The organism is Alteribacter natronophilus (genome assembly GCF_006007885.1).
GTDB lineage: Bacteria > Bacillota > Bacilli > Bacillales > Salisediminibacteriaceae > Alteribacter > Alteribacter natronophilus.
On sequence record NZ_VCRO01000001.1, the window covers coordinates 149,524 to 166,282 of the forward strand.

17 protein-coding genes are annotated in these 16,759 nt (G+C 52.1%); 12 read left to right on the plus strand and 5 right to left on the minus strand.

The window, feature by feature from the left end; translation table 11 throughout:
- Positions 1-63: 63 nt before the first annotated feature.
- The 3 genes from FGB90_RS00805 to FGB90_RS00815 are packed head-to-tail and all read left to right on the plus strand — an operon-like array spanning position 64 to position 2,101.
- A complete protein-coding gene (locus FGB90_RS00805) occupies positions 64-1,320 on the plus strand; it encodes a S41 family peptidase (RefSeq protein WP_138808676.1) in 1,257 nt (418 codons plus the stop codon).
- Positions 1,317-1,658 carry a hypothetical protein gene (locus tag FGB90_RS00810; RefSeq protein ID WP_138808677.1) on the plus strand — a complete coding sequence of 114 codons (342 nt, stop codon included), beginning with the start codon at positions 1,317-1,319 and terminating at the stop codon, positions 1,656-1,658. The genes FGB90_RS00805 and FGB90_RS00810 overlap by 4 nt, the downstream gene beginning before the upstream one ends.
- Positions 1,655-2,101: an NUDIX domain-containing protein gene (locus FGB90_RS00815; RefSeq protein WP_138808678.1), complete on the plus strand. Its 447-nt coding sequence runs from the start codon at positions 1,655-1,657 to the stop codon at positions 2,099-2,101. Before FGB90_RS00810 ends, FGB90_RS00815 begins: the two co-directional genes overlap by 4 nt.
- Before the next feature lie 96 nt (positions 2,102-2,197).
- Here FGB90_RS00815 and FGB90_RS00820 read toward each other — a convergent pair whose 3' ends face one another.
- Positions 2,198-2,959: a histidine phosphatase family protein gene (locus FGB90_RS00820; protein WP_246055994.1), complete on the minus strand. Its 762-nt coding sequence runs from the start codon at positions 2,957-2,959 to the stop codon at positions 2,198-2,200.
- A gap of 355 nt (positions 2,960-3,314) precedes the next feature.
- A complete protein-coding gene (locus tag FGB90_RS00825; RefSeq protein WP_138808679.1) occupies positions 3,315-3,905 on the minus strand; it encodes a TetR/AcrR family transcriptional regulator in 591 nt (196 codons plus the stop codon).
- A gap of 153 nt (positions 3,906-4,058) precedes the next feature.
- Here FGB90_RS00825 and FGB90_RS00830 point away from each other — a divergent pair, with 153 nt between their 5' ends.
- Both FGB90_RS00830 and FGB90_RS00835 read left to right on the plus strand, forming a co-directional pair.
- Entirely contained in the window at positions 4,059-4,982 is a 924-nt protein-coding gene (locus tag FGB90_RS00830; protein ID WP_138808680.1) for an ABC transporter ATP-binding protein, read from the plus strand.
- On the plus strand, positions 4,963-6,567 hold the full coding sequence (locus FGB90_RS00835; protein ID WP_138808681.1) for an ABC transporter permease: 1,605 nt from the start codon (positions 4,963-4,965) through the stop codon (positions 6,565-6,567). The genes FGB90_RS00830 and FGB90_RS00835 overlap by 20 nt, the downstream gene beginning before the upstream one ends.
- 52 nt (positions 6,568-6,619) lie before the next feature.
- Here FGB90_RS00835 and FGB90_RS00840 read toward each other — a convergent pair whose 3' ends face one another.
- Positions 6,620-6,922, minus strand: a complete 303-nt coding sequence (locus tag FGB90_RS00840) for a hypothetical protein (RefSeq protein WP_138808682.1) — start codon at positions 6,920-6,922, stop codon at positions 6,620-6,622.
- 77 nt (positions 6,923-6,999) lie between these two features.
- Between FGB90_RS00840 and FGB90_RS00845 the strand changes: the two genes are divergently transcribed.
- On the plus strand, positions 7,000-7,494 hold the full coding sequence (locus FGB90_RS00845; protein WP_138808683.1) for a DinB family protein: 495 nt from the start codon (positions 7,000-7,002) through the stop codon (positions 7,492-7,494).
- 49 nt (positions 7,495-7,543) lie between these two features.
- Positions 7,544-8,395, plus strand: a complete 852-nt coding sequence (locus FGB90_RS00850) for an AraC family transcriptional regulator (RefSeq protein WP_138808684.1) — start codon at positions 7,544-7,546, stop codon at positions 8,393-8,395.
- A 148-nt stretch (positions 8,396-8,543) separates the two neighbouring features.
- Here FGB90_RS00850 and FGB90_RS00855 read toward each other — a convergent pair whose 3' ends face one another.
- Complete coding sequence (locus FGB90_RS00855) at positions 8,544-8,957, minus strand: YflT domain-containing protein (RefSeq protein WP_171051649.1); 414 nt, start codon at positions 8,955-8,957, stop codon at positions 8,544-8,546.
- 178 nt (positions 8,958-9,135) lie between these two features.
- Between FGB90_RS00855 and htpX the strand changes: the two genes are divergently transcribed.
- Positions 9,136-10,056, plus strand: coding sequence for a protease HtpX (gene htpX, locus FGB90_RS00860; RefSeq protein WP_138808686.1), 921 nt, complete (start codon positions 9,136-9,138; stop codon positions 10,054-10,056).
- Between the two features lie 149 nt (positions 10,057-10,205).
- Positions 10,206-11,321, plus strand: a complete 1,116-nt coding sequence (locus FGB90_RS00865; RefSeq protein WP_138808687.1) for a M20 peptidase aminoacylase family protein — start codon at positions 10,206-10,208, stop codon at positions 11,319-11,321.
- Positions 11,322-11,384: 63 nt separating this feature from the next.
- Here the strand turns inward: FGB90_RS00865 and FGB90_RS00870 are convergent, their stop codons facing one another.
- On the minus strand, positions 11,385-13,103 hold the full coding sequence (locus FGB90_RS00870; protein WP_138808688.1) for a WG repeat-containing protein: 1,719 nt from the start codon (positions 13,101-13,103) through the stop codon (positions 11,385-11,387).
- 135 nt (positions 13,104-13,238) lie between these two features.
- Between FGB90_RS00870 and FGB90_RS00875 the strand changes: the two genes are divergently transcribed.
- The 3 genes from FGB90_RS00875 to FGB90_RS00885 all read left to right on the plus strand — a co-directional run bounded on the left by FGB90_RS00875 (position 13,239) and on the right by FGB90_RS00885 (position 16,644).
- Positions 13,239-14,000, plus strand: a complete 762-nt coding sequence (locus FGB90_RS00875) for a 3-hydroxyacyl-CoA dehydrogenase (RefSeq protein WP_138808689.1) — start codon at positions 13,239-13,241, stop codon at positions 13,998-14,000.
- A 331-nt stretch (positions 14,001-14,331) separates the two neighbouring features.
- The gene (locus FGB90_RS00880; protein ID WP_138808690.1) at positions 14,332-15,477 is read left to right on the plus strand and encodes an acyl-CoA dehydrogenase family protein; all 1,146 of its coding nucleotides are present in this window, start codon (positions 14,332-14,334) and stop codon (positions 15,475-15,477) included.
- Between the two features lie 15 nt (positions 15,478-15,492).
- Positions 15,493-16,644, plus strand: coding sequence for a thiolase family protein (locus tag FGB90_RS00885; protein ID WP_138809910.1), 1,152 nt, complete (start codon positions 15,493-15,495; stop codon positions 16,642-16,644).
- The last annotated feature ends 115 nt before the right edge of the window (positions 16,645-16,759 follow it).

Here is a 16,759-nt window from a genome sequence, read left to right on the forward strand (position 1 = left end):
GCGATCATTCCTGAGCTGATTACGTCCTGGTTTTGAAAATTTAAAGTAGGGGTGGCAGAAGTGATGCAGAAGATTTTTCACGAGATTGTATCAATCATGCACAAAGACTATGCCGGCTGGCAGGACAAACAGGGCTGGGACCGGCCTGATTTTTTTAAGGAAAAACTGGATCGCTGTAGGGCTGACGGAACACTGACCCCGGCCCGGTTCACACAGCTCGTCCAGGAGTACCTGATGGACTTTAGGGACCGGCACATGTATTTCACTGATTTAAAAGCCGTACCGGTGGACAGGGGGTTCCGGGTACGCCGGTACAGGGACCGGCTCTTTGTGACCGAGGTGCACAGCGAAAACCGCGTAAATACTGGGGACGCGATTGTCACCGTTGGCGGCCTGACAGTGGCGGAGCTGAAGAATAAGCACGGATCCATGCTGGACGAGGTTCACCCCGAACGGGAAAACTGGCAGCCTGTGCTTGCAAGGTACGGAGAAATTCAGCTCAGCGACGGCACCGTTATCAAACTTCAGGAATATGAACGGGAGCCGTACAGTCCGGTGTATTCCATCAGAAAGCTTGGCGATACTGTACTGATCAAGCTGACTGATTTTATGAACCCTGATGCGATCCGTGAGCTAATCAGGACCAATGAGACTCTTCTGGATGAGGCCGCTCACCTGATCATGGATGTCCGCACAAATTACGGCGGCAGCGACGCCAGTTATCTGCCCCTTCTCCCGTACCTCATGCCGGAGGAAGGCGTCGATCTCAGCGATACAGATGAAGTGATGCTGTTTAACTGCACCAGTGCCAATGCCGAGCGGGAAGCGGAAAAGTTCAGGAAACAGCTTGCAGCAGTGCAGGATCCGGATGCCCGTCTCGTTATAGAAGCGTTTAAAACAGAGTGGGAACGAAATCGGGGCAGAGGGTTTTCCCACTTTAACCTGAGTGATCTCATGCCAGATCTTTTTATCAGGGGAATCGGAAGTGCGGAGGCGATCGTCGTTCTTACGGATGTGTACTGCGGCAGTTCCGGAGACAGTTTCGCCGAGGCATGCAGACGCTCCGATAAAGTAACAGTTATGGGGCGAGGGACGATGGGGCTTAACGACTACGCGAACCTCGCAACGGCTGTATGGGACAGGCGCTACGAACTGATGTATCCAACCTCACGCCTGTCGCGTATTGATGAGGGAAAAGGGATGTCCCGCACGGGAGTCGAGCCCCACGTTCACATCCCGTGGACACCGGAACATCTCGAGCGTGATGTGGATCTCGGGCACGCGCTGGCATTTTTAAAGACCGGAAAATGTAACGCATGATGACGCTGGCTCCAATCGCCCTTACAAGTGCAGCCTTTTCCCTGATTTTCAGATGGACCCAGCACGCCTGTAAAATCCGGCTGGATTTTAACCACATCATCTTTACAATCGTTCTGGGCTCAGGTGTTGTGATGACATTCGCAGGTTTTATTTTTCCTTCTCTTATCAGTACTTTTGCCCCTGTCAGGCTTTGGCGTCTGGAAGTCATGATGATGCATGCTCTTCCGCTCGGTCTGGTCCTGATTGCAGCAGGACTGCCTGGTGTAATCGTTTCGCTTATCTGGCGGTACCTTTCCGACAGCCTGATAAAAAATGATATTGGGGGGAAGAACAAATGACCTCCCCGGTGCTGAAAACGACAGCTTACATTACGCGGCAGAGAGGCAGCAGCCGCGAACTTCTCGTCATGACCCGGGAGGGAGGAGAATATGACGGCTTACAGGTTCCTGGAGGTACACTGATCCATGGAGAGTCAATTGTGGACTGCCTGGAGAGGGAGGTAAAAGAGGAAACCGGAATTACGGAAATTACCGTTAACTCCTGGCTCGGTACATACGGCTATTTCAGCCCTGTACGAAATACGCGGTACAAACGCTACTACTGCCATGCATCAGCCGGGCCGTGCCCCGACAGCTTTACTCATACCGTAAAAAGCGGCGACCAGGATAACGGATGGATATATCATTACCAATGGATGACCCTGGACCCTGATCGGCTTCCTGTCCTTGCCGGGCCACAGGGAAGGAAGCTGGAAGAACTGTACAGGCACCTTTTTTCATAAAGCTGATGCGAAGGCCACCGAAAGTCTTCAAGCCGATCGTAATATTACCTTTTTCCAAAACAAAAACCGGGAGCATTACTGCTTCCGGCAGCCTATTTACTCTAGACCCTCAAGGGCTTCCAGTGTCAGGGTGGCGACTACATCGAACCCGTTGTTTTCCCCGAGCGGTTTTATGACGATGGCACCCATATCGGGAATTTCACCGAAGCCGAGGTTAGGGGGGAAGCTGTGGCCAATTATGATCTGGTTGGTACCTTCCTCCGGTTCAATTTCAAGCATCTGGGCAAATTCCTGAAGGGTCTGCAGCTGAATGTCCGGGTTCGTTTCAAAGCTGAGATTATAAATATCCACCAGAAACGGATCCACTTCAGCCGCGTCCTCGCCAAATGCCAGCGCGGCAGTTTCCGTATTCCGGCAGAACGGGCTTGTGAGAACCGGCGTTGCGACGGGGATGCCGAGCTGACGAATCGTTTCTCCGAATGTTCGAGCCTGATCACGTCCTGTGTCCGACAGGTTGCGCTGGGTTGCACAGTCGTCAAAGTCCAGGTTCGGCTGATCCTCTCCCACGGTGGCTTCGGCGTGGCGCACGTACAGTATGTGGCCGCCTGCCTGAAGGTCAGTAAGAAGAGAACGGGTGGCACCCCTTCGTTCGTCATGAACTGCAGCTGGAATCATCGCCCGGTAATAATGCGACATCAGCTGATGGTAATGCTGCTGAATCGCGTACTGATGATACGCTGTACTGTTGCGGGTCTGGGAAAGCTTGAGGTTTCTGGCGTTTAACGCCTGCTGGTAACACTGAAGCGCCAGCTGTTTAGCCGTATGTCGCTGCTGACGCAAAAGGTGGTTTAAATCCAAGGTTTTTACCTCCATTCGGGTTTTCAGACACTGCCAATGTATGTAAAAAGCCCGGATAGGTGCACACACTCTTACATTCTCCGGTACAGAGCCGGACTGCTGCTGTTCGAACCACTGCTTTTTTCAAAGGAAGGGGAGGAAACAGGATATGAATTCCGTGCTCATTCTGAAAAAGAACCCGTAATTCTGCCCCATGACGAGATCATATTTTCTTCGACTTAAAGATTCCTCTTAGAAGTAAGGGCCCCCAGTCAGTTTGGCAGTCTCGGACATTCAGGTACAAAAGGAAGCCTGCTCGGTGTGAGCAGGCTTCCAGGACGGCCTTCCTGAATAAATAAAAATAAGCTGATCTGCGTTACTCCCCTCCACGCCCCACAATCCCGTAAAAGAATATCTTCGTAATATCCTCTGTAAGAGGAAGCACCCGTTCATAGACTTCCTCCCGCTGCATGGCGTCTTTCAGGATATTTAGATAAAAAAGGATCGCTTCCTGTGAGATGGAGGGGTCAACAAATCCTTCCCGACGGCCTTCCTCAAGAAGCCGTGCCAAGGCGGGCATTGTTTTTTCCGCATACACTTTCTCAATCATGTTCCCTTCATCCGCCGTGTATTCCTTCATCATATACTGATAGTATTCCGGGTGAATCCGGCTCGCTGTCTCTTTTTTGGCAAAGATGAGCTGTTTCACTTTCTCCGGAAACGGGAGATCGCTCTGAATGGTCGCTTCAAAATCCTTCATCGCCTGGTCCACATAAAACAGAAACGATTCGTAAACAAGGGTATGTTTATTTTCAAAGTAGTTGTAAATGGTCACCTGGGAGACCCCGGCTGTGCGGGCAATCTCCGATACGGACACTTTCTGGATGCCGTGCGTCATAAACAGACGGTGGGCGGCTGTAAGAATGTCCTTTTTTTTCTGCTCCCGGCGCTGCTGAAATCCGTCCATGTCGTTCACCTCAGTATTTATATTACAGCAAAGTTTTGTAATAAGACAAATGAAATAGTTCATAAATCTATTGTAATCAGATCCATTTATATATATTATGAACTATATCGGTATAAATATTTCAAAACTAAGAAGCCGCAGGGGGGAATCCCGATGAAAGTAATCGAAACGAATGGACTGACGAAGCGGTTTGGTAAATTTACCGCACTGAACGGTGTGAATTTAAATGTAGAACAGGGAGAAGTGTACGGGTTTATCGGACCGAACGGTGCCGGGAAATCAACAACGATCCGGGTTCTGCTCGGGATTTTAAAAGCAACAGAGGGAAAAGCGTCCATCTTTGGTCAGGACGTCTGGAAAAATGCCGTTGAGCTTCATAAACGGATTGCCTACGTACCGGGAGATGTAAACCTGTGGCCGAACCTGACGGGCGGTGAGGTAATCGACCTCATGCTGAGCCTCAGGGGGAAAAAGGCTGCCGGGAACCGCAGGGAGGAACTCATTGAAAGGTTCAAGCTCGACCCGTCCAAAAAGTGCCGGACATACTCTAAGGGAAACCGCCAGAAGGTGGCTCTTGTATCGGCTTTTGCGGGCGAGGCGGATCTGTTTATTTTAGACGAACCTACAAGCGGGCTCGACCCTTTAATGGAGCGGGTATTCCAGGAGTGTGTGGCCGAAGTGAAGGCGGAAGGTAAGACGGTTCTTCTTTCCAGTCACATCCTCTCCGAAGTGGAACGTCTCTGCGACCGGGTCGGGATTATCCGCGGTGGTGAGATGATTGAATCGGGCACGCTCGATGACCTGCGTCACCTGACCCGTACGAGCATGCTCGTTAAAACGAAGGAACCGCTGGAAGGGCTGAAGGATCTCCCCGGCGTCCATGATGTAAAACAGGAGGACGGAGCTGTTTCCTTCCAGGCTGACGGTGAAAAGATGGACGGTATTATCCGCCATGTGAGCCGATTCGGTGTTGTCAAACTGGAAAGTGCACCACCGACACTGGAGGATCTGTTTATGCGTCATTACGAAGGCACCGGCGGGGAGGAGGCTGACACGGATGGCAGAACGACTGTTTAGCGGCACGGGGCGGCTCAGCCGCCTCTTCATCAGGAGGGACCGTCTCCGTCTCAGTATCTGGATCACGGCGATCGTCCTGCTGAATGTCTCCACCGCCGCTTCTTTTACGGGACTTTACATGAGCGAGGAAGAAAAGCAGGCCATGGCAGGCACGATGGAAAACCCTGCGATGACCGCCATGCTCGGCCCTGGGTATGGACTTGAAAACTACCACGAAGGGGCCATGATGGCTCACCAGATGCTTCTGTTTATGGCTGTGGTAACGGCAATCATGAACATTCTTCTTGTCGTCCGCCATACGCGCGCTGATGAAGAAGAAGGGCGGGTGGAACTGATCCGGTCCCTTCCGGTTGGACGACTGTCCACCCTTGCTTCCACACTGGTCGTAATGACCGTTGTCAACACGGCAGTGGCCCTTCTCACAGGAGTCGGCCTTGCAGTCGTCGGCATCGAGTCCATCGATTTTGCAGGCTCACTGCTATTCGGTGCGGCACTCGGCGCGGCAGGACTCTTTTTTGCTGGTGTAACGGCTCTTTTTGCACAGCTCTCCGAAAGCAGCCGGGGAACGGTGGGATTGTCATTTGCCGTACTCGGCGGCGCCTACATTCTAAGGGCCATCGGCGATGTGAGCAGCGAAGGGCTTTCACTTGTATCACCGCTCGGTCTGATTCTTCGCACCGAAGCGTATGTAAATAATTACTGGTGGCCTGTTTTTGTCACCATCGGAATCGCCGGTGTGCTTCTGGTTCTCGCCTTTTACCTGAATCTCCGCCGCGATCTCGAAGCCGGTTTTCTTCCTTCACGTCCGGGAAAAAAACAGGCTTCCGCGTTTCTGAAGAGTCCATTTGGTTTAAGCGTCCGGCTTCAGCGGACCGCCCTGATTTCCTGGGCAGTGGGTATGGTTGTCCTCGGTGTTTCCTACGGATCCGTTCTCGGGGACCTGGAAGCGTTTTTTGAAGCGAGCGAGATGATGCGGGAAATCCTCGCACCGGATGCCGCACTGTCCCTGACCGAGCAGTACCTGACGATGCTGATGGCGGTCATAGCGATGATCTGCACGGTACCGCCGCTGATGATGATGCTGAAGCTGAAAGGGGAGGAGAAGAAGGGGCGCATCGACCATCTTCTCACACGTGTGGTTTCGCGGGGGCGAACGATGGGCAGTTACTTCCTGCTTGCCATGATTACGAGCGCTCTGATGCTTTTTCTCGCCGTGTCCGGGCTCTGGGCTGCAGCTGCAGGGGTTATGGATGATCCGATGGCATTTTCCATGGTGTTTGAAGCAGCCATGGTCTACCTGCCTGCTGTCTGGATCATGATCGGTGCGGCTGTGTTTCTTATCGGTGTGCTGCCGAAGTTCAGCGGTTTTATCTGGGCGTACCTCGGCTACACCTTTCTCGTTGTCTACCTTGGCGAGCTGCTCCAGTTTCCCGAGTGGCTTAAGAATCTTTCGCCTTTCGGGTACGTTCCGCAGGTACCGGTGGAAGAGCTGAGTTTCACTGTCCTCGCTGTCCTTACGCTTGTGGCCGCTGTGCTGGTGATTGCCGGCTTTACCGGGTACAGAAGAAGAGATATAGCAGGGTAATATAAAAAACGCCCGCTTTCATTTATGAAGGCGGGCTTCATTTTTTCCCTGCTTAATTGGTGATCAGGCCTATGACTGCAGGTACAGCGATTACGATAACGGCCAGGCTGACCAGCGCCCGTGTCAGAGAAGGAGAAAGCTTTTTGACTTTTTCTTTCTTCAGCCAGCCGGTATGCTGGAGTCTGTTTTGGTAAAGCACATAAATCAGGATAAGGATGCCTGCATTGCCGACCCAGGCAAGTCCATCCGTATCCACTCCAATACTGCTGTAAAGGTACCTGAGCAGAGCACCTCCGATTACCCCGAGGAAAAATATAATCAGTCCCACTCTGAGAATTTCTATTAAATAGCGCATACAAGTCACCTCTCAATCAATCCGCAATGGTAGAATAAGTTTAACATAAACTACCAGATGAAGAGGAGGAAGGAAAGATGCTCACACTTTTTACATACAACTGGCAGGTCAGGGAGGAGTGGTTTGAATGGGCAGCGGAGCTTTCTGAAGAGGAGCTGCTGAAAGACAGAACAGGAGGCCCCGGAAGCATTCTGTTCACGCTCTATCATGTGGCTGATGCAGAATACAGCTGGATCCGTGCGGTTTACGGGCTCCCGGACAAGCCCGTATCCTTCGAGTCCGTCCGCTCTCTTGATATGGTCAGAACACTTTCTGATAAATGGAACAGAGAGGTCAGAAATCTGCTCGAAAGCGGCGTGCCTGATCTTGAGGGGACAGTCACGGCAGAATGGGCTCCGGTCCCGTACAGAAAAGGTGACGTCCTGAGGCACATCATCGCCCATGAAATTCACCATATGGGACAGCTTTCCGTCTGGGCAAGGGAAATCGGGCACAAGCCGGTATCAGCTAATGTCATAGGAAGAGAACTTCCTGCCATTCCCGGGAACCGGTCATCATCAGAATTAAAATGACAGGATTATCATTTGACACCCATTTAAAATGAAATCAGGAGGTGGTCATGTGGAGTGGGTCGCATCACTTCGAAGAACGATCGATTATATTGAAGAGTGCCTGCCGGAACCTGTATCGGTCGATCAGGCAGCGAAGGCTGCCCACGTCTCACCGGCCCACCTTCAGCGCGCATTTTCAGTTCTGACGGGAATATCACTGGGAGAATACATCCGCAGACGCCGGCTGACACTCGCTGCAGAGGAGCTGAGCAGAGGAAAAGCGAAAATCTTGGACACAGCCCTCAGGTACGGGTACGAAACACCGGAATCCTTTGCAAAGGCGTTTCGCCGGCAGCACGGAATAACCCCGAAGGAAGCGAGAAAACCCGGAGCAGAGTTTGCGTGCTACAACCGCCTGGTTATTCAGGTAACACTGAAAGGGGAAAAGCCGATGAAGTACAGAATGGTGGAAAGGGAATCGTTTAACGTTGCAGGAATTAAAAAGAGGATGACACTGGAGAACAATGCCCAGCAGACAGAAATCCCGAAACTATGGGGGAAAGTGAATGCCGATGGCACAAGTGAACAACTCTTCAGGCTCAATCAGGGTCAGATTGACGGCGTGCTCGGCGTATGTATTGACCAGGGCAATCAGGAAATGGACTACTGGGTAGCTACTGAATACGAAGGGGCTTTACCCGAGCAGTTTGATCAGCTCACCATCCCCGCTTCAACGTGGGCTGTTTTTGAAGTCCACGGGCCGATGCCGGACGCCATGCAGAAAGCCTGGGAACAGATTATGAGCGAGTGGTTCCCATCCAGCAGTTACGAACATGCCGGCACTCCGGACTTTGAAAAGTACACAGACGAGGATCCGGCGTGCCCTGATCTGTACTCCGAAATCTGGATTCCGGTAAAATAGAGGCTAACCTGAAAGGGGTGATGTATCCCTTTCAGGTCAGCCTCTGAGGCAGTGAGTGAAGCCGCTTCCCAGTTTTGGCAATCAGACCGGTGCTTTTCCGGTCTGACTGAAGCGTGCTGAATCATTGCCGGCAGCCTTCATCTGTCTTTTATCCACCCGTCCGCGGATCCCGCGTATCATCCGTAGCCGCAGCATTCGGCACAGTACCCATATCTTTTACGATGACAAGAATATTGCCGTTTTGAACGTCCTCTTCAAAGCGGGAGGCATCCTCCTCGTTCAGCCCGAGATCCTCGAGCTTCTGTCCATCACTATCCGGACCGCTGGCACCCCCGAGTACGTTTTTCACCTTATCAAAAAAGCCGTCATCCCGGTCAGGATCCTCAAGCTCATCCAGATCCTGCACGTGGGCATCTGTCTCCCGGGCTACTTTTCCGAGGGCCAGTTCCTTCTTCGACGCAATGGTCACCTGCTCCGCTGTTTTTCCCTCACGGCGAAGCTTTTCAATCGCACGAATCGCTTCCTCAGCTGTTTCATAAACACCTTTAACTTCCACTCTCATTATAATCCTCCTCATTTTTACGGTATACTTACCGTTTCCCGTGATTAAAACCCGTTAAACAGCGGGCAAAAAAGTGAAGATTTATTTACAGTGATAACTCGGTACACCGTAAAGTGCGAAAATATGTTAAACTATTCACGCAGATATAAGACTCGTAAAATGGAGGCGTAGCGAACGAATGGGTAAACGATTTATGCTCTTTATTCTTACCAATATTCTCGTCCTGACGACAATCATGATCGTCTGGTCGCTGATTACGATGTATACAGGCATCGGAGAAGGCGGCTTTCAGGATGGAAGCGGCATCCTGGGAATTGATTATGTGGCACTCGGGGTCTTCTCCCTGATTGTCGGTTTTGCCGGATCCTTTATCTCCCTTGCCATGAGCCGATGGATGGCTAAAACGATGATGAAAGTAAAAGTCATCGACCCGGGCGGTCCAATGAGCAGCCAGGAGCGGATGGTAGTGGAAAAAGTCCATCGTCTGAGCCGCGCTGCAGGACTTATGCACATGCCTGAAGTAGGCATCTACAACAGTCCGGAAGTTAACGCATTTGCTACAGGTCCATCGAAGAAACGCTCACTCGTAGCCGTTTCCTCAGGCCTGCTGCAGACGATGGATGACGACGCCATCGAAGGGGTTATCGCCCACGAGGTAGCCCACGTCAACAACGGTGATATGGTCACGATGACGCTGCTCCAGGGTGTTATTAACACGTTCGTCGTGTTCTTCTCCCGGATCGCGGCGATCCTTGCATCCCGTCTCGCACCAAACGACGGGGTACGGATCATCGTTCACATCGCATCGATCTTTATCTTCCAGATTCTCTTCTCGATTCTCGGAAGCCTTGTGGTCATGGCGTTCTCCCGCTACCGTGAATTTCACGCTGACCGCGGCGGAGCGGACCTTGCCGGACGCGACAAAATGGCACACGCCCTGCGCTCACTGAAATCGTATGTGGACCGTGCCAGCGTCAAAGACGGACGTGACGACACAGCAATTGCAACAATGAAAATCAACGGCAAAGGCGGCATCTCCAAGCTCTTCTCATCCCACCCGGATCTCGATGAGCGGATCCGCCGTCTCGAAGAACAGTAGAATCAAAGAATAAGAGCCTTTCCCGCCTGGGAGAGGCTCTTTTCTTTCACTGAGTCAGATTATAAGAGAAAAAGATCCACCAGCCTGTTTCGGAAAACCAAGCAAACCATTATAATAGATAGAATCATCTGAAAAAGGAGCCTGACACCATGACAGCCAATGCCGAAATACTTAACGATATCTTCGAACATCTGCACAGTAATCCGGAGCTGAGCTGGGAGGAAACAGAAACGACAGCCTGGCTGAAATCCTTTATTGAATCCAGAGGTGTCTCTGCCCGGACGTTTGATGACTGTACAGGCCTTACAGCTGAAATCGGACAGGGCCATCCGGTGGTGGCTGTCCGCGCCGATATTGATGCCCTCTGGCAGGAAGTAAACGGCACGTTTCAGGCCAACCACTCCTGCGGTCACGACGCCCACATGACGATCGTTCTCGGGACTTTCCTAGAACTGCTCGAAAACAGGGATCAGCTTCAGGGAACCGTGAGATTTATTTTCCAGCCTGCAGAGGAGAAGGGAACAGGGGCGCTCAAAATGGTTGAAAAAGGGGTCGTTGACGACGCCGATTACTTATTCGGCATGCACCTTCGCCCTCATCAGGAGCTCGGATCCGGGGAGTTTGCACCTGCTATATCACACGGTGCCGCCCGGCTGATTCAAGGAACGATCAGAGGGGAAGATGCACACGGGGCAAGGCCTCATCTCAATACCAATGCCGTCCAGGTGGGAGCGGAACTTGTTATGGCCATAAACGGGATGCACTTTGACCCGATGGTGCCCCAGTCAATGAAAGTGACCGGTTTTCAGGCCGGGGGAAAAAGTGCCAATATCATCCCCGGAAATGCTGCGTTTACTGTGGATGCCCGCGCTCAGACAAATGAGGTCATGGACTCGATGATAAGTAAGTTTGACAGGATGATCCGCATGATCGCCGACTTTCACGAGATCGATATTACGACGGAAATAAAAGCGGATATGCCTGCAGCGGTTCTGAACGAGGAGGCTGCGGTGGTTATGGAAGCGGGGATCCAGGGGGCTCTGGGCTCTGACGCCTGCCGTCCTGCCATTGTCACAACCGGCGGCGATGATTTTCATTTCTACACGATTAAACGGCCGCAGGTAAAAGCGACGATGCTTGCCATCGGATGCGGACTCTCTCCCGGGCTTCATCACCCGGACATGACGTTTGACCGAAGCGCCATTCCTGACGCAGTAAAGGTTATGAGCTGCGCTGTGATGCGCGCACTTGAAAAAAATAACTGACAAAAGCCCCTGAGCCTCTATTGATTCGAGGCCAGGGGCGTCCTTCGTTTTACGTGCTTTACACTAGCATTCATTGAAACTGCACCAGAACTCTCCGGATGTGTCAATCAGCTCCTCAATCTGCGTAAAGGGAATCGGGAACTCCGGAAACCCGGCAGCATAGGCGGCAATTTCATACGGAGCAAAGTACACAACAAGGGAATCATCCGTAACATAAAACGGCTGATCCGGGGAGATGCCTGTATAAGCATCCGGGAAGAAATAGTCCGGGTTTTCCTCGATCTGCTGCCCGACAATCTCACTGATCTCAGTTACGTAATCCGCATCGTCCTTAAATAAATCCGACAGTGTGTAAATGCGTCCATTCCGTATATTAACAGAAACCGTCGTCCGGTAAGGCATCCCGTGTGCGGCACCGAAAGGGAAGTCATACCCGTTCAGCTCAAGGACATTCAGATCACTCCGGTAGAAGAGAACGTTAAAATCACCCGAATAGGTGCCATCTGCAGTCTCTTCAGGCGTAACGGGCCTGATTCCTGACAGACGGCGAAGTTCCTTATTTACGCTCCGTTCCCCGGCCTGATCAGGCATGCCCCTGAACTGAGGGTAGTAGATGAGATAATTCGGGTCCGGCCGGTACTTCATTTCCTGGATATAAACGGTTCCCGACAGGGGAATGACGGTATTCTGCGCCCATACGAGCCTGCCGTTCCGGTCATAGTAGGAGAGTCTGAGATCGGTAAATGCCCGGATCAGATTCCCTTCAAAGCTCAGCAGGCCGCTGCCGGACACAACGGGAAGGTTTGGAGCCGGCATACCATCACGATTTATAAAAAAGGAAACGGTTCCCCGGGTTACAGAACTGTAACCGCGGTCATAGGGGGCAGCGCTGTCATACAGGAAATCAGTGAGAATAGCGCCAGTTGAACTGTCGGCAATGGCATAAACCGACCCCGCAAACGGTTTATCCGGGCGAATGGCTTTACCGACAGCGGCTCTTCTGCTGCCGAGCAGAATGATATCGTTGTAGACCGGTTCGATTATATAGGAACCGTTCCGGTCAATCAGTCCGTACTTATTTTCGACTGCCTCACTGATATTTACTACTGCCCGACCCTCTTCAAAAGGCAGTGCAACGCTGAAACGGGGTTCGATTACGATCTCCCCGGTTTCATTCACGTAACCGGCTTTTACATCAAAAGTCTCCCGAAAGACGATGAGACCTTCACTGAGCCCCATCATCTGGCTGTAGGAAAAATCCTGAAGTACGTTTCCGTCTCTGTCAATCAGGGCATAAGAATCGCCATCCTTCTGAACGAGTGCTTTCCCGTCCGAAAAGTCATACGCATAATAATACTGAGCGGGTACGACAGGTGTGCCGCTTTCGTTGAGATACCCGTAACGGATGGGATCATCCACTCCCTGATAGACGGCCCTTCCCTCCTTAAAATCGCTGATCCAGAAATAGGAAGGCTCAAGCACCTCTGCACCGGTCTCATCCAGAAGTCCGTACCGGCTGTTTCTGATCATCACGGCCCGCCCTTCACTGAAAGGGGAAATCACCTCATATTCAGGGGGGACAATGAATTGCCCCTTTTCATTAATAATACCGGCAAGCCCCATCGTGACTACTGCCAGCCCGTTTTCCTGAAACGAGCCGGCAGCCTCCAGCTCCGGAATAATGATGAACTGTCCGGTTTCGTTAATATAGCCCCATTTGGTTCCGCCCGCCGTTTTCAGGCTCGCAGGGAACAGACGGGGGACAAAAATCCTGGCATACATATGCACAGCTCCCTTTTCCGTTTAATCTCAGTTTATGGCAGTACTGGGCGTTCCGTTCGGAATGAAGGGAAGTATCAGAAATTTCTTACATATGAATGACTATTCAGTTAAAATAGAGGGAAAAGGAGGCATTCCATGAAAATGAGTCAAATTACTGCCGCCGTAACCGGAGGCGCATCAGGTCTCGGGGCAGGAGTAGTCTTGCATATTACCGCAAATGGAGGCCGTGCGGTGATCCTTGACCGGGACGTCGAACGAGGTCGCGCGGCGGAAAATGAAAGCGCTCTCTTTGTCCGGACAGATGTGACGGAGGAGGAGAGTGTCTCGGCAGCTCTAACCCGAGGGGAAGATCATTTTGGTCCGATTAACGCGGTTGTAAACTGTGCAGGAATCGCAATTGCGGAAAAAGTGAACGGCCGGAAGGGGATTCACGCACTCGAGTCTTTTTCAAACGTTATCGATGTGAACCTGAAAGGAACTTTCAATGTCATCCGCCTTGCCGCGGAAAAAATGCAGCAGAACGAACCTGACGAGAATACAGGAGAGCGCGGCGTGATCATCAACACGGCCTCGGTAGCGGCCTTTGACGGACAGATCGGCCAGGCAGCCTACAGCGCCTCCAAAGCCGGTGTTGCGGGGATGACGCTGCCGATAGCGAGGGAACTCGCCGCGCATGGAATCCGCGTGATGACAATTGCTCCTGGACTGTTTAACACGCCCATGTTTGAAAGCCTGCCGCAGGAAGCCCGTGACGCCCTCGGTGCCATGACGCCCTTTCCAAAGCGCCTCGGGGAACCGGAAGAGTTTGCCCGGCTCGCAGGGGCGATTATCGAAAATCCCATGCTGAACGGGGAAGTGATCCGCCTCGACGGAGCGATCCGCATGCAGCCGAAGTAGCCGGTTGTGCACGTCCAAAAGGAAAAAGGAATTAAGCAGACAGTCTTATCAGAAGGCTGTGTTCGTATAGATTGTTGTTATTGACCAAGTTAATTATGCAGCGAAAGGCGGCGAATCCAGCGACGAGCGTTTACTCCGTGATTAATCGTCGAGTTGCTTCGACGGAGCAGGCTTCGGAGCTTAACTGGAAGAGGAAGAAGCAGGAATTCGTCGGAGGCTGAAGTGATGCCCGCGGAAAGCGTCCGCCTGCAGCGAAATAAAACAACAATCTTTCCGAAAACAGCTTATCAGAAGACTTCAGATACGACTACTCAAAAAGGAGGCCCGCACGATGACTCATCCATACTTAACGGACGACCACCACATCTTCCGTCAGGCACTTAGAAAATTCCTTGAAAAAGAAGCCTATCCCCACTACGACAAGTGGGAGGAGGACAGAATCATTCCCCGCACGTTCTGGGAAAAACTCGGCCAGCAGGGTTTTCTCTGTCCGGATCTGCCTGAGCGGTACGGCGGCGCTGAAACCGACTGGGGGTTCAGTGTTGTTATTGAGGAAGAACTGGAACGGGTCGGCACCGGGCTTGTAGGTGTATCGCTTCATAACGATATTGTCGTCCCGTACATTACCGACTACGGGAGCGGGGAACAGAAAAACAGGTGGCTGCCCAAATGTACGACCGGTGAGACGATCACAGCTCTTGCCATGACCGAACCCGGCGCCGGATCTGACCTGGCGAATATTAAAACGACTGCCATCAGACAGGGCGATCATTACGTGCTGAACGGTCAGAAAACGTTTATCACAAATGGCATACACGCCGACCTCGTCGTCGTTGCCTGCAAAACAGATCCGAAAGCAGAACCGAAGCACAAAGGAGTGAGCCTTCTCGTTGTTGAGCGGGGCACGGAAGGTTTTTCCCGGGGCAGAAAGCTGGACAAAATCGGTCTTCACTGCCAGGACACCGCCGAACTGATTTTTGAAGACTGCAGGGTTCCGGCTGAAAACCTCCTCGGCGAGGAAGGCAAAGGGTTTCTCTACATGATGGATAAACTGCAGCAGGAACGCCTCGCGGTTGCCATCGGGGCACAGGTGGCTTCTGAGGAAATGCTTCATGATACCATCGATTATACCCGCTCTCGAAAAGCGTTCGGCCAGGCGGTAAGTGATTTTCAGAATACACGGTTCAGACTGGCGGAAATCGCAACCGAAATTGAGATGGGCCGCACCTTTCTCGACGACCTGATCGACCGCCACATCAAGGGCGAGGACGTGGTGAAACAGGTGAGCATGGCAAAATACAAGCTCACGGAAACAGCCAGGCACACCGCCACTGTGTGCATGCAGCTTCACGGCGGCTACGGTTATATGGAAGAATACAAAATAGCGAGACGCTACCGGGACACGCCGGTCTCTTCCATCTACGCTGGAACCAATGAAATTATGAAAACGATCATCGCTAAGAAAATAGGACTCTAGGAGGCAGACAGAATGATGAAAGAAGCAGTAATCGTCGATGCAGTCCGCACCCCGGTTGCAAGAAAAAAAGGGCTCCTTCAGCATGTGCGCTCAGAGGATCTGGCAGCCATTGCCCTGAAGGAACTTGCTTCACGGGCCGGTATCGATCCGGCTGAAATAGAGGATGTCATCATGGGATGTGTTACACAGAGCGGCGAACAGGCAGGGGATATCGGACGCCAGGCGGCCCTCATCGCCGGCTACCCTCAACACGTTCCCGGCACAACGATCGACCGGCAGTGCGGATCCGGCCAGCAGGCGATCCATTTTGCTGCCCAGGCAATTCTGGCAGGGGACATGGATACAGTGGTGGCTGCAGGGGTTGAGAATATGACACGTGTGCCGATGGGATCCAACTTCCAGGGAGCGAAACCGAGCCCGGGACTGACAGAGCGTTTTGAGATTGTGCACCAGGGCGAATCGGCAGAACGGATTGCCGACCGGTGGGGGTTTTTACGCGCCGAACTTGATGAGTACGCTGCCATGAGTCACGACCGTGCTTTACAGGCACAGAAAGACGGGCGCTTTGACCGTGATATTGTTCCGGTTACGGTGACACTTGAGGACGGCTCCACTGAGACGATCTCCTCGGATACCGGTCCCCGTCCCGGGACAACAAAAGAGACGCTCGGCGAACTGAAACCGGTGTTCAGAGCCGATGGGAAAATTCATGCCGGAAACGCCAGTCAGATCAGTGATGGTGCCGGCGCTGTTCTCGTTATGAGCCGTGAAAAAGCGGATCAGCTCGGCCTGAAACCGCGCTTTCGCATCCACACAAGGGTGGTGACAGGTTCTGATCCGACAATGATGCTCACCGGGCCGATTCCGGCAACAGAACTGGCTCTGAAAAAGTCAGGTCTCAGGCTCAGTGACATCGATGTTTTTGAAGTGAACGAGGCGTTTGCTTCTGTTCCTCTCGCCTGGCTTCACGAAACAGGTGCCGATCCGGAAAAACTGAATCCAAACGGCGGGGCAATTGCCCTTGGTCATCCTCTCGGTGCAAGCGGGATCCGGCTTATGACAACGATGATGAGCGAGCTCGAGCGGACCGGCGGAAAATACGGCCTTCAGACGATGTGCGAAGGCTACGGAATGGCCAACGCAACGATCATAGAAAGACTGGACTGAAAAAAGGTGAACAGACCTTAATTTTGGAAAAGTGTTAGAATAAATCGGAATTTTGTTAGAATAAATACAAAATACGTTAGAATAATCAGGGATTTTGTTAGAATAAATGCAAAAT

Excerpts from the sequence above, each read along its gene's own strand:
- FGB90_RS00805 (WP_138808676.1), top strand. The coding sequence starts at position 64 with ATGCAGAAGATTTTTCACGAGATTGTATCAATCATGCACAAAGACTAT.
- FGB90_RS00810 (WP_138808677.1), top strand. The coding sequence starts at position 1,317 with ATGATGACGCTGGCTCCAATCGCCCTTACAAGTGCAGCCTTTTCCCTG.
- FGB90_RS00815 (WP_138808678.1), top strand. The coding sequence starts at position 1,655 with ATGACCTCCCCGGTGCTGAAAACGACAGCTTACATTACGCGGCAGAGA.
- FGB90_RS00825 (WP_138808679.1), bottom strand. The coding sequence starts at position 3,905 with ATGGACGGATTTCAGCAGCGCCGGGAGCAGAAAAAAAAGGACATTCTT.
- FGB90_RS00830 (WP_138808680.1), top strand. The coding sequence starts at position 4,059 with ATGAAAGTAATCGAAACGAATGGACTGACGAAGCGGTTTGGTAAATTT.
- FGB90_RS00835 (WP_138808681.1), top strand. The coding sequence starts at position 4,963 with ATGGCAGAACGACTGTTTAGCGGCACGGGGCGGCTCAGCCGCCTCTTC.
- FGB90_RS00840 (WP_138808682.1), bottom strand. The coding sequence starts at position 6,922 with ATGCGCTATTTAATAGAAATTCTCAGAGTGGGACTGATTATATTTTTC.
- FGB90_RS00845 (WP_138808683.1), top strand. The coding sequence starts at position 7,000 with ATGCTCACACTTTTTACATACAACTGGCAGGTCAGGGAGGAGTGGTTT.
- FGB90_RS00855 (WP_171051649.1), bottom strand. The coding sequence starts at position 8,957 with ATGAGAGTGGAAGTTAAAGGTGTTTATGAAACAGCTGAGGAAGCGATT.
- htpX (WP_138808686.1), top strand. The coding sequence starts at position 9,136 with ATGGGTAAACGATTTATGCTCTTTATTCTTACCAATATTCTCGTCCTG.
- FGB90_RS00865 (WP_138808687.1), top strand. The coding sequence starts at position 10,206 with ATGACAGCCAATGCCGAAATACTTAACGATATCTTCGAACATCTGCAC.
- FGB90_RS00870 (WP_138808688.1), bottom strand. The coding sequence starts at position 13,103 with ATGTATGCCAGGATTTTTGTCCCCCGTCTGTTCCCTGCGAGCCTGAAA.
- FGB90_RS00875 (WP_138808689.1), top strand. The coding sequence starts at position 13,239 with ATGAAAATGAGTCAAATTACTGCCGCCGTAACCGGAGGCGCATCAGGT.
- FGB90_RS00880 (WP_138808690.1), top strand. The coding sequence starts at position 14,332 with ATGACTCATCCATACTTAACGGACGACCACCACATCTTCCGTCAGGCA.
- FGB90_RS00885 (WP_138809910.1), top strand. The coding sequence starts at position 15,493 with ATGAAAGAAGCAGTAATCGTCGATGCAGTCCGCACCCCGGTTGCAAGA.